The 12382-nt window shown below is 70.7% G+C and carries 8 protein-coding genes; 6 read left to right on the top strand and 2 right to left on the bottom strand.

Annotated elements, in window-relative coordinates:
• Nucleotides 1–245: 245 nt before the first annotated feature.
• The 4 genes from WME82_RS25695 (at nucleotide 246) to WME82_RS25710 (ending at nucleotide 5157) form a co-directional block, all read left to right on the top strand.
• The gene (locus tag WME82_RS25695) at nucleotides 246–866 is read left to right on the top strand and encodes a hypothetical protein (RefSeq protein WP_438037452.1); all 621 of its coding nucleotides are present in this window, start codon (nucleotides 246–248) and stop codon (nucleotides 864–866) included.
• Nucleotides 863–1765, top strand: coding sequence for a 4Fe-4S dicluster domain-containing protein (locus WME82_RS25700; RefSeq protein WP_438037453.1), 903 nt, complete (start codon nucleotides 863–865; stop codon nucleotides 1763–1765). The genes WME82_RS25695 and WME82_RS25700 overlap by 4 nt, the downstream gene beginning before the upstream one ends.
• A 15-nt stretch (nucleotides 1766–1780) precedes the next feature.
• Complete coding sequence (gene dsrP / locus WME82_RS25705) at nucleotides 1781–3055, top strand: sulfate reduction electron transfer complex DsrMKJOP subunit DsrP (RefSeq protein ID WP_438037454.1); 1275 nt, start codon at nucleotides 1781–1783, stop codon at nucleotides 3053–3055.
• Between the two features lie 287 nt (nucleotides 3056–3342).
• The gene (locus tag WME82_RS25710) at nucleotides 3343–5157 is read left to right on the top strand and encodes a carboxypeptidase-like regulatory domain-containing protein (RefSeq protein WP_438037455.1); all 1815 of its coding nucleotides are present in this window, start codon (nucleotides 3343–3345) and stop codon (nucleotides 5155–5157) included.
• Nucleotides 5158–5196: 39 nt separating this feature from the next.
• On the opposite strand, the gene WME82_RS25715 is transcribed toward WME82_RS25710, so the two are convergent.
• Complete coding sequence (locus WME82_RS25715) at nucleotides 5197–7119, bottom strand: hypothetical protein (protein WP_438037456.1); 1923 nt, start codon at nucleotides 7117–7119, stop codon at nucleotides 5197–5199.
• A gap of 253 nt (nucleotides 7120–7372) precedes the next feature.
• On the opposite strand from WME82_RS25715, the gene WME82_RS25720 reads away from it, so the two are divergent.
• Both WME82_RS25720 and WME82_RS25725 read left to right on the top strand, forming a co-directional pair.
• Nucleotides 7373–9046, top strand: coding sequence for a carboxylesterase/lipase family protein (locus WME82_RS25720; RefSeq protein ID WP_438037457.1), 1674 nt, complete (start codon nucleotides 7373–7375; stop codon nucleotides 9044–9046).
• Between the two features lie 160 nt (nucleotides 9047–9206).
• Nucleotides 9207–9851 carry an NUDIX hydrolase gene (locus WME82_RS25725; protein WP_438037458.1) on the top strand — a complete coding sequence of 215 codons (645 nt, stop codon included), beginning with the start codon at nucleotides 9207–9209 and terminating at the stop codon, nucleotides 9849–9851.
• A 46-nt stretch (nucleotides 9852–9897) separates the two neighbouring features.
• On the opposite strand, the gene WME82_RS25730 is transcribed toward WME82_RS25725, so the two are convergent.
• On the bottom strand, nucleotides 9898–11808 hold the full coding sequence (locus WME82_RS25730; RefSeq protein ID WP_438037459.1) for a TonB-dependent receptor plug domain-containing protein: 1911 nt from the start codon (nucleotides 11806–11808) through the stop codon (nucleotides 9898–9900).
• Nucleotides 11809–12382 lie beyond the last annotated feature (574 nt).

A 12382-nucleotide genomic window follows, 5' to 3' on the forward strand; every position in this document is an offset into this window, starting at 1 on the left:
CGGGTGGATGTGTTCGAGCGGGTCGAGCGCCACATCGCAAGGTCCACGCCACACGAGATCGTCGCCGGGAGGCCCGTCCATCGCGGCGTGCGCCCTGCGCCTCACCGGAGATCCCTGGCGCGCGCGGACCGTGGGTCAGCGCAAACGGTGCGTCCGGACGCGCACCCTGCACCGCGCGGAGCCGCGGGCCGCGGCGCCGCCCCGGACGCGCGCGATGGCACGTGGCGTGCGATGTGAATCGCGCCGTGCACTCCTCTCTTCATCTTCCCGGGGCCACCGCGATCCTGGGACTCCTTTGCGTGGCGCACGCGGCAGGCTGCCAGGGTCGCGACCAGCCGCTCGGGTTGCGCCCCGCGCTCGACGCGACGCCGATCGCCTCCGCGAGCATCCACCGCCCTGACAAGCTCTCCGGTGTCGCCACGGACAAGCGGGACTCGCTGGGCCGGCCGATCCGCGCGGCGTGCGTGACGTGCCATTCGCTCCGCAGGCCCGATGCGCTGCCGACCTCGACGGCGGAGCTCGACGAGTTCCACGTCGGGCTGAGGTTCGAACACGGCGGGCTGAGCTGCTCCTCGTGCCATGTGATCGGCGAGCAGGACACGCTGCGCAAGGCCGATGGCGCGCTCCTCCCGATGCGCGACGCCATGCAGCTCTGCGCCCAGTGCCACGGCCCCCAGCTCCGCGACTACGCGAGCGGGGCGCATGGCGGGATGAACGGCAGTTACGCGGGCGGCGCGCGGGTGCGCAACCACTGCGTCGACTGCCACGATCCGCACGTGCCGGCGTTCCAGCCGTCGATGCCCGTCCTGCCCCCGCGCGACCGCTTCGTGGAGGCGCGCGGCGCAGGAGAAGGAGCCCACCGATGACCCAGACATCCAGGCGCGTCGCGCTCAAGGTGCTCGGAGCCACGCTCGGCGCCTCCGCGTTCGCCCACGCGATGGAGCCGCTCCGCGCGTGGAGCAAGGACCTCTCGCTCGATCAGTTCCTGCAGCGCCATTACAAGGAGCTCACGAGGGAAGAGCTCGCCGAGGTCATCGACCGCCTCGAGCGAGAGACGCGCGAGGAGTACGGCCGCGAGGTCACGATCCGCGACGTCCGCCCGCAGGAAGGGGTGCAGTTCGGCTACGCGCTCAGCCTGAGCGTGTGCATCGGCTGCCGCAAGTGCGTGGAGGCGTGCCACGTGGAGAACAACCACGATCGGCGCACGAACAACTCCTACATTCGCGTGCTCGAGATGGATCAGGGCAGCTTCGACATGGAGAAGGGCGACGCGACGTACGAGCACGCCGTGCCCGCGAAGGGCAAGTACTACCTGCCGGTGCAGTGCCAGCAGTGCGACCACGCGCCTTGCGTGAAGGTCTGCCCCGTCCAGGCGACCTGGAAGGAGCCCGACGGCATCGTCGCCGTCGATTACAACTGGTGCATCGGCTGCCGCTACTGCGAGGCCGCCTGCCCCTACCACGCGCGGCGCTTCAACTGGACGAAGCCCGAGGTGCCCGCGGACGAGATCAACCCGGACCAGGGTTACCTGTCGAACCGCATCCGGCCCCAGGGCGTCGTGGAGAAATGCACCTTCTGCCTGCATCGGACGCGCGAGGGCCGGATGCCGGCCTGCCTCGAGGCCTGCCCCACGGGCGCGCGCGTCTTCGGCAAGCTCCTGGATCCGAAGAGCGAGATCCGCTGGGTGCTCGAGAACAAGCGGATCTTCATCCTCAAGGAGGAGCTCGGCACGCGGCCGCGCTTCTTCTACTTCTTCGACGTCTGAGCGAGCGGAGCCACGATGGGCAAGGACACGCACGCCATCACCTACCCGCGCTTCCTGCTCCGGGTCATCGGCCAGAGCTTCGAGGGCTCGTGGCGCTTCTATCTCTGGATGACCGTGCTCACGGCGATCGCCCTCGTCGGCGCGAACGCCTGGGCCCACCAGCTCGCCGAGGGCATGCGGGTCACCGGCATGAGCGACCACGTCTCGTGGGGCCTTTACATCGCGAACTTCACCTTCGGCGTGGGGCTCGCGGCGGGCGCCGTGATGATGGTGATCCCGGCGTATCTCTACGACGACCACGAGATGCACGACGTCGTGATCCTCGGCGAGCTGCTCGCGATCGCCGCCATCGTCGTGTGCCTCCTGTTCATCGTGGCCGACATGGGGCGCCCGGACAGGTTCTGGCACATCTTGCCTGGGCTCGGGCGGTTCAACTGGCCGATCTCGATGCTGACCTGGGACGTCATCGTCCTCAACGGGTACCTGTTCATCAACCTGCACATCTCGGGCTACCTCATCTACACGAGGTACCTGGGCAGGAAGCCGGACAGGAAGTGGTATCTGCCGTTCGTGTTCCTGTCCATCGGCTGGGCGGTGTCGATCCACACGGTGACGGCGTTCCTCTACTCGGGCCTCGGCGGCCGCCCCTTCTGGAACTCGGCGCTGCTCGCCCCCCGCTTCATCGCCTCTGCCTTCATCACCGGCCCGGCCTTCGTGATCCTGCTGCTCCAGCTCGTCGCCCGGCTGACCCGGTTTCGCGTGGGCGACGGGCCGATCCGCACGCTCACCTCCGTGCTCCGCGTGACCGTCCTGCTCAACCTGTTCATGCTGGGCTCGGAGCTCTTCACGTCGCTCTACACCGGCGGCACGCACAGCACCGCGGTGACCTACCTGTTCTTCGGCCTGCACGGCAAGAGCGCGCTCGTGCCGTGGATCTGGTCGGCCGTCGCGCTGAACGTGGCCTCCGCGGCGCTCCTGCACCTGCCGGCGAGCCGCGGGAGCCGCGCAACCCTCAACGCGGCCTGCGTCGCCGCCTTTGCCGGCGTCTGGATCGAGAAGGGCATGGGCCTCATCATCCCGGGCTTCGTGCCGAGCACCCTGCACGAGCTCGTCGAGTACGTGCCCTCGATGGCCGAGTGGAAGATCACGGCGGGCATCTGGGCCGTCGGGTTCATGGTGCTCACGATCGCCATCAAGGTCGCGCTGACGGTGCTCACCGGCGAGATGTCGGTCGAGCCGCGCTCCGGTGCCACCCGCACGGACGAGCACGCGCCGGCGCTTGGGCAATAGCGCTGCTGTGTGGCATGGCGCGCCGCCGGACACACCTCCGGCGTCGCTCGAGCGCGCGTGTCGGCCTGCGTGGTCGTTGGCCCGGAAAGTGGCACTTCCTCGGACAATATAAAAGCTGAGCCGTCCACGGATCGCCCGGGCACTGCAGGGGGCATGTGCTGGCCAGCTCGTTGACCCAGGGCGAGAGTGGCAATCGCCTCATGTCATCCAGATTGCCCGGGCGAGTGAGCGCTGAGCCGCGCTGGCGACCGCGTCGCATTTCAACTTACAAGAGGGAGGACACTTCAATGAAAGTTGCCGAGTACGCTCGTCTGGCCGCGCAGGCCGCCGCCGTCGCTCTCCCGCTCGTCGCGCTGGGCTGCGGGCCTGACCCGGAGAAGGCCGGCGATGAATGTGCTCCGGATGACGGCTGCCCGAGCGGCCTTGTGTGCGCCGAGGGCGGCGAGGACCACATCTGTTATGCGCCGCCGGGCGCCGGCTGCGATGCGGGCGGCACAGACTATTGCCTGGACGATGCCGTCTGTGGCGACGACGGCACATGCCGAGTTCCGCTCGGAGGCCCCTGCGCCGGGGACGCGAAGGACTTCTGCGCAGAAGGCACGACGTGCGGCGCCGACGGAACCTGCCAGACCCCGCCTGGCGGCGCGTGCGATCCAGCGGGCCCCGATCTCTGCCTCGACGACGCGGTCTGCGGCAAGACGCGAGACGGCGGGGGAATCTGTGGCATCGCCGAAGGCGGCGCGTGCGATCCGGAGGCCCCGCTGTGCGCGGGCGGGCTCACCTGCGCCGAGCTCGTCGCAGGCGGCCATGCGTGTTATCCGCCCGTGCTGGCGAGAGGGACCGTGTTCGACTCCGAGAGCACCGCGGGCATCGAGGGCGCGCTCGTGCTCGCGCTCGACGATCAGGCGACCGCGCTCACGGACGTGACGATCACCGACGCCGCAGGGAATTACGTGCTCGAGGTGCCGGTGCCCCGCACGGAGAACGGCGCGCCGATCGGGGACGTGATCTTCACGCTGCGGGCGAGCGCGCAGGACCACCAGCCCTTCCCCGGTGGGCTCCGCACCGCCCTGCCGATCGCCTCCAGCGAGGCGACGTCGGGCGACGACGGGTGGAGCATCGAGACCGCGCTCACGGATATCGCGCTGATCCCGCTGCCCGAGGACCAGCGGGGGCTGCCGAGCATCTCGGGCTCGGTGCTCGCGGACGAGCAGTCCGGCGGCGTGCTCGTCGTGGCCGAGGACGAGGGCGGCACGGGGTTCAGCGCGGTGACCGATCGCGGCGGCGCCTACACCATCTTCAACGTGCCGGCCGGCGGCTACTCGGTGAGCGGCTACGCGGCGGGGCTCGCGCTCGATCCGAAGGCCGCGGAGGTCGGTGACACGGCGGTCACGGGCGTGGATCTGGCGCGCTCGGACGCCGCCCTCGGCACCCTGACTGGCACGCTCAACATCGTCGACGCTCCTGGCGGCTCGACCACAAGCGTCGTGGTCGTCGTCGCGTCCACGTTCAACGACGCCTTCGTCCGCGGGGAGGTGCCGCGAGGGCTGCGCACGCCGCTCAGCGGGCCGCCCGACGTGAGCGGTGAGTTCAGCATCTCCGGCGTACCCGCTGGCAAATACGTGGTGCTGGCCGCGTTCGAGAACGACAGCCTCGTCCGCGATCCCGATCCGAACATCGCCGGCACGCAGCTCGTCACCGTGGAGATGCCGAGCCCCGGCGAGGACGTCTCGCTGCCGACCTCGTTCAAGATCACCGAGTCGCTGCCGTTGATCGGCCCGGGCGCGACGGATCCCGAGCCGGTGACGGCCGCGCCCACGCTCCGGTGGGGAGACGACTCCAGCGAGGATTTCTATACCGTGGTCGTCTACAACGCCTATGGCGACCTCGTGTGGTGCCTCGGGGACGACCCGACGTGCGCTGGGCCGAGCATCCCGGGATCGAGCGGCGTCGACGAGGTCTCGGTCGAGTACGGTGGTCCCCTCGATCCGGGCATGTACTATCAGTTCCGCGTGACCTCCTGGCGCTCCCCGGGCGGCGAGCCGGGCGCCATCTCCGCGACCGAGGATCTGCGCGGCGTGTTCTACGTCACAGGCCAGTAACGACCCTCCAGGCGTTCTGGGTGGACAGCGCTGCCCGGCTCACTCCGCGACGATCGCGACGGAGGCCGGCAGCGCCCCGACCACGGCCGTGACCACGCCGTCCTCGTACGAGAAGGGCACCACGCGATCTTCCTCGAAGTCGATCGACGCGACAGTGACCTGCGTCGGGCTCGCGTCCACGGGGAAGCTCGCCGTCACTCCCGCCTGCTCCACCACACCTGCGCTGTACTCGTGGTTGATCACGTGGAGCACCGTGCGGCCGTCCGCGAGGCGCACGAGGTTGTGGCTCATCTTCTTCTCGCCCGCGCACGCCTCGGGCTGCTCGGCGGACGCGCACTCCTCGAAGGAGAGGGTCACGGGCCCTGGGACGTCGGTCGCTCCGTGGACCAGGTCCTCGTGGGACTTGTAGAAGTCGCGGAAGCGCGCGAAGAACTCCATCATCTCGAGCGCGGTCGCCGTGCTCTCGTCCGTTGTCGTGTGCAGCGGCAGGGCGAAGTACAGGCCGTTCGCGTAGGCCTCCGCGGCGAAGACGCGGAAATAGTCCTTCCGCTCCTCCAGCGGGAGCCCGTAGTAGCGGTTCATCATGTCGTTCGGCCAGTCCAGGAACAGCATCAGCGGGACTTCCTTGCCGCCGACGAGCTCTTGAACGCGCTTCGAGCGCGCCTTGAGCCCCCGCAGGGCTGTCTGGAACGACACGGTCCCGTCGAGGTGTCCCTCCACGACAGGCACCCAGTTCATGCCGCGCGGGCCGTCGCCGTCGATGTTCCAGTCGTACAGGCCCACGCTCTGCATGTCGACGAACGGCACGATGCCGTTCGACGAGATGAAGATCTCGCGGCCGTGCTGCTCGCGCGCGTAGCGGCGGAGCTCGAGCACCACCTCCTGCCAGTAGACGAGCGCCGGATAGACCTCGACGAAGGTCCCGAGCTGCGGGTCTGGACGGTTTCCCACGGTCCGGCCCCACTCCTCGACGAGCAGCTCGTTCCCGCTGTCGAAGGGCTTCGCCGTGGCGTTCACGCGCTGGAGGTAACCGCGGAAATCGAAGCCTCTCCCGGCGGTCTCGGGCGCCCCTCCGCAATCGAGCCCGTCCTCGGGGAGGAGATCGAACCCCTGCTGCCAGCCGTCCGGACGGCCGCCGTGCTTGCGACAGAGATAGTTGCCGAAGTCCGCGACATGGTGGTCGTCGAACCCCTCGTTGCCGTCATACTCCGCGCCCCCGTAGCCTCCGTTGATCTCGTCGAAGTTCAGCCCGTCGACGCCGAGGTCGATCTGGAGCTTGCCCATCTCGACGAGCCGCGCGCGGTAGCTCGGGGACGCCATGCTCGACCGGTGGGCGCCTGGCACGATCTGGTCGTGGGCGACGAGCTCGCCCGCGGCGTTGCGCGTGGTCTGCTCCAGAAACTGCTCCTCGCTGTCGACCTCGTCCTCGAAGACGATGGATGCGGTGCTGCCCGCGACGAAGCGGATGCCGCGCTCTCGGCAGCTCGCCAGGTACTCGGCGTCATAGTCGTCGGCCTGGATTCCGGTGTCGCGCCAGCGCTGCCACGCTCTCGGCACCATGTCCGGGGCGAGCTCCAGCACCTGGGGATCCGCCTCGTTCACCTCCACCTGGCTGAACGCGAACACCGTCAGCTCCGACGTGTCGAACGTGCCGAACACCTCGGGGTGGATATCGGGCATGACCGGCGTGATCTCGCCTCCACCCCCCTCTCCCCCCGCGCCGGTCGCCGTGGTTGCGCCCTCGCCGCCCGCGCTCCCGCTGGACGCGGCCGTGCCGCCGGTCCCCCCGGCCCCACCGGGGTCCGGATCCGAGCTGCACGCGCTCCCGGCCATCACCATGCAGGCCAGCAGCCCGGAGCAGCCTGATCTCCCGATGCGGGCCGCGCGGCCCTGGTACCCATGCGCCGAAGCCCCTCGACGCCCAGCGCCGCCCGCGATCCCGTCGTTTCGATGAGTTGCCATGGGCACAGAGGGAGTTCGTGCCCTTCGCCATGTCAAGGTTGCCCTGCCCCACGGCACGAAGCCGTCACCGTGGGAGCTTCTCAGACAGCGACGTCAAATTCCAGCACCACCGCTCGCGCTTCATGGTTGAATTCCGCGTGCACAAAACGTCGCTCCGCCGACTGGCGGCCTTCATCGCCACCCACGTCCTCGGCGCCGCGCTCTCCTCTTCCCACGGTCCTGCATTCACGATTTGCTCTTGACGGAGACGATCATGCCCATTCGACCTTCATTGTCGCACACCATTCTTCTTGGCTTGCTCGCTGCCGCCTGCAGCTCGAGCGAACCGGCTCTGGAGGGCTCCGGCGGCGCGGGCGGCGCCGGCGGCTCGGGCGGCGCCGGTGGCTCGGGCGGCGCCGGTGGGTCCGGCGGCGAGGCGGCTGCGCCGCTCGTCGAGACGGAGGCGGGTCCGGTGGAGGGCGCGCTCGTCGGCGCGACGCGCACCTTCCTGGGCATCCCATACGCCGCGCCGCCGGTCGGGGAGCTGCGCTGGAGAGCGCCCGCGCCGCACGAGCCGTGGACCGAGCCGCGGGCTGCCGTCGAGGTGGGCATCCCCTGCTCGCAGCTGAACCTGCTCACCCCGGGCTTCAATGAGAGCTCGGGAGAGGACTGCCTCACCCTGAACGTCTGGACGCCCGAGCGCCCGGCGTCCTCGTCCGTACCCGTCCTCGTCTGGATTCATGGAGGCGGCTTCGAGCTCGGCAGCGGCGGGGAGGCCGATTACGACGGCCAGGCGCTCTCCGAGGCGACCGGATCGGTGGTGGTCACCTTCAACTACCGCCTTGGCCCGCTCGGGTTCCTCGCCCTCCCGGAGCTCAAGTCGGAGGATCCCGATCACCCCTCGACGGGCGCGTACGGCCTGGAGGACCAGCGCGCCGCGCTCGAATGGGTCAAGGCCAACATCGCCGCGTTCGGCGGGGATCCCGGGAGGGTCACCCTGTTCGGCGAGTCCGCGGGCGGCATCAGCGTCTGCATGCACCTGGTGTCGCCCAGGAGCAAAGGCCTGTTCCAGACCGCCATCATCGAGAGCGGACCGTGCGACTCCGCCACGGACGAGGCGACGGCCAGCGCGCAGGGGCAAGAGTTCGTCGAGGCGCTGGGCTGCACCGACGCGCCTTCCGTCCTCGAGTGCCTCCGCGGCAAGTCGGCCCAGGACATCATGAGCGCGCTGCCGCGGGGCGCGGCCTTCCTCGAGGGCGCCGGCCCGACCTGGTTCCCGGTCGTCGACGGATGGAACCTCCCCGACACGCCGGGCAAGCTCCTCGAGGCCGGGAGCTTCGAGAAGGTGCCGACGATCCTCGGCAGCAACGCGGATGAGGGCACGCTCTTCGTCACGCTCTGGGGGGAGTCCGCGGCGGTCGCCGACGACGCCGCGTTCGAGGCGTTCGCCGAGACGCTCGCCCCAGGCCACGGCGAGGAGGTGGTGGCGCTCTACCCGAGCGAGACCTACGGCTCGGCGCAGGCGGCGGCGATCGCGGCGCTGGGTGATGCGATGTTCGTGTGCCCGACGCGGCGGGCGGCGCGCGCGATCGCGGGCGGCGGCGCAGCGACGTATCTCTATCATTTCACCTATGCGCCCGAGAGCTCGCTGCTCGGCGATCTCGGCTCCTTCCATTCTGCCGAGATCAAGTTCGTGTTCGGCAACCCGACGCTGGTGTTGCCGGAACCGCTGACCGAGGGTGAGCTCGCGATGTCGCAGCAAATCATGGGGTACTGGTCGCGCCACGCGGCGAGCGGGGACCCCAACGGCGAGGGCGCCGTCGCGTGGCCGAGGTATGAGGCGGAGGGGGACGAGAGCCTCACCCTCGATCGCGACATCGCTCCGCAGGCCGGCCTGAAGGGAGAGCTCTGCGACGCGTGGGACACCATCGCCACGGCGGCTCCCTGACGGTGCTCGCACGGAGGGCCGCGGCGCGTCACGCCATGGCCGAGGCCCGGCGAGCGGCCTGCGCGGCTTGAGTGTTGAGTCCGGGCCCGCCGCGAGCGCGATCCCCGAGCGCCGCCGCCGCGCGCTAAATAGCGATAGATATTATGCTATCCTGACCACGGTGCTCTCCTCCTACGACCTCGCCGCCATCATGGCCCGCCTCGACGCGCGCGAGGCCGCGCTCGACCTGCTCACGCAGGAGCGCCAGGCCGCGGTCGCCGCAATTTTGCGGGCGCCGGCGGGGCCTCTGGGCACGGCGCTCGATCCTCTTGCGGAGGGCCGGGAGCCCGGGGAGGCCGAGCTCCTCCTGATCCGCCGGGCCGAACACCCGGCCGATCCCTGGTCGGGGCACATGGCGCTCCCGGGCGGGCGGCGCGAGCCGGCGGACGAGAGCCTGCTCGCCACCGCGATCCGCGAGACGCGGGAGGAGGTGGGGATCGACCTCGCGGCGCACGGGACCCTGCTCGCGCGCCTGCCCGAGGTCCCGGTGGTCGCGCGCGGGCGGCGCACCGGGATGATCGTCGCCCCGTTCGTCTTCGCGCTGCGCTCCACGCCGGAGCTCACCCTGAGCGACGAGGTGGCCGAGGCGCTCTGGACGCCGCTCGGGCCGCTCGCGCGCGGCGAGCGCACCTCACGTTATGCGTACACGCACGAGGGAAACGTCCTCCAGCTCCCGTGCCTGCTCGTGGACGAGCGGGTCGTCTGGGGGCTGACGTACCTCATGCTGAAGCAGCTCTTCGAGGTGCTTCACCGGCAGCTCCCGTAGCCGCCGGATCAGCCGGTCTGCCGCGGCGTCGCTGACCGCTTGTCCCTCAGAAGCCGCCCTCGATCGCGAGCCCCGGCATCGTGATAGGCCCGATCTTCCGCGGCGTGCACCCGCTGTCATCGCAGCTCACGTCGAACACCTCCTTCGCCAGCGTCGCGTTCTGCACGTCGAGCACGAGCCCGAGGTACCTCCGCGCGCCCAGCGCCCAGCGCTTCGACAGGCGCATGTCGAGCCGGTAGAACGGCGCGATGCGGTCCGGGTGCTCGCGCGGGGAGCGGCCCGGGGCGGCCTCGTCGGCGGGAAAGCCGGTGTAGAAGACGTGGCGGATCCCGGCGCGCCAGCCCGCGCCGAGGTCGTAGAGCAGCGCGAGGTGCGCCACGTGCGTCCGGTCGTAGGCGGAGGGGATCGTCGCCCTGCCCCGCGTGCGCGTGGAGCGCGACAGCGTGTACGACGCCAGGAAGAACATGTCGCGGCGGAGCGCCCCGCGCGCCCCGAGCTCGAGACCGTACGTGTCGCCGAGGCTCCGCGTGAGGAAGCGCTCCGTGCTGAGGGTCGTGCCGCGGCCCGTCCCGATCGGATCGCTCAGGCCGAAGGTCGCCTGTCGAAACACCGTGGCGCTTAAGTTGACCGGGCCCGCGTCGACCTCGACGCCGAAGCTCGACTGCAGGCTGCGCTGCAGCCCCCCCGGGATGCCGCCGATCTGCAGCGCCGGCAGCGGGGCGAGGCCGGGCAGCTGCGAGGCGAGGCCGAACGCCGGGATGAGCCGCACGTGGTCGCCGACGCCGAAGCGGCCGACGATCCTCGGGTCGACGGCGAGCGCGCTCTTGCCGAGCGAGGTGTAGTGGTCCACGCGCACGCCGGGCGTGAGCGTCGACCGCTCGTCGAGCACCAGCAGCGCGTCGGCCCACGCGCCCAGCGCGAGGTCGAGCCGGCTGCGGAAGAGCTCGGGGAAGCTCTCGTCGAGCTGGGCCGTCCCCTCGGCGGGCGTGTCCTCCCCGGCGGACGCGCCGCCTCCGGGCTCGCCGCCCGACGCGCTGGGGCGCGGCGTCACCACGTAGCGGTCGACCGCGGCGTCGACGCCCACCCGCACGAGCGCGCGCCCCGCGAGGATGGGCCGGGCGAGGCTCACCCTCGCGTTGAGCTTCCAGGCCTCGGCGCTCTCCACGCCGACCCCGCGCGACCGGTCGAGCCCGAGGGTGAGCGCCGACCTGACGCGCGCGCCCGAGGCGGCGTCGTCGCGGTCGTAGCGCAGGTCCAGGCGGTGGAAGTCGCTGTCGAGGAGGACGTCGGTCGCCTCGGCGCCGTCCTCCTCGCCGATGCTGGCGAGGTAGTCGTACGCGCCGAAGGCGAAGACGGCGAAGCGCTCCTCCGGCCCGAGCCGGTGCGTCATCCGGCCCTGGTAGTCGGCGTAGCCCACGTCGACGCTCGGGACGAGCGCCGAGGTGAGCGCCGCGCCGGCGGCGTAGCGCCCTCCCACGAGGACGTGGGTGTCGCTGTCCATCGGCCCCTCCACGACGCCGCCGAGGTCGACGAACCGGAGGCTCCCCTCCCCGCGCCAGACGTCGGACGGCGGCGCGCTCTCGGCCTCGATCGCCGCGCCCGCGAGCCGCCCGATGTCCGAGGGATAGGGGCCGAGGTGCATCTCGACGCGCTGGACCATCGCGGCCGGGATGACGCTGGGGCCGGCGCCCACGTGAAAGAGGAGCGGGACCTGGATGCCGTTGAAGAAGTAGCCGATGTTCCCCGGCGGCGCGCCGCGGATGTAGTAGTACGGCATGCCGCTCGCGATGGAGGTCACGCCGGGCTGGATCTCGATGGCGCGGTAGGGGTCGCCGAGCGCGCCGGGCAGCTCGCGGACGTCGCGCCGCGTGAGCGAGACGGAGCCTGGCGGAGCCCGGTTGCCCTCGACGGTGACCTCGATCCCGGCGGGCGCGACGGCCTGTCCGTCGGTGACCACGGGAGCCGGCGGCTCGGCCGGGGCCGCGCCGGGCGCCTGCGCCGCCTCGGTTCCTGCCGGCTCACCGGCCGGGCGGCCTGCAGGCTGAGGGCGCGCCTCGCCCGCATGCAAGGTGGCGGCGGCCGCGAGCGCGAGGGAGAAGAGTGCGCCTGGGGATCTCACGCGGATGTCGTCAATGCGCCGCCGGGCAGCCGGGAGAACCTCCCCCGTGGCGCCCCGGAATTAGCAAATCCATCGGCTCGGCGGAAGCCAGGGAGTCCAATCCACGCTCGGCCACCCACGCGCCCCGGACGCGCATCCCCGCGCTCGCAGGGAGCCCGTCAGCCACATCGATGGGCAGCGCGTCCCCTCGCGTCCCCTCGCCCGATCCGGCGAGACAAAAAACAGAGCGCCCATTCGACGGCGGGGGGGGAAGCCGTCACGGGCGCTCTGACATCCGTACTTAGCAGGACACGGGCCAAGGCTATCCCCTTCTCTGTTCCTGGGGTTACCCTTAAGGACACCCCCGACACCTTTCAATTCTGAGATCTCCGACTTCAAACCTGGCATGGGATCCGCGCCTTGAACATCCCGC

The organism is Sorangium sp. So ce128, from assembly GCF_051525245.1.
In the GTDB taxonomy this organism is placed as follows: Bacteria; Myxococcota_A; Polyangia; order Polyangiales; family Polyangiaceae; genus Sorangium; species Sorangium cellulosum_B.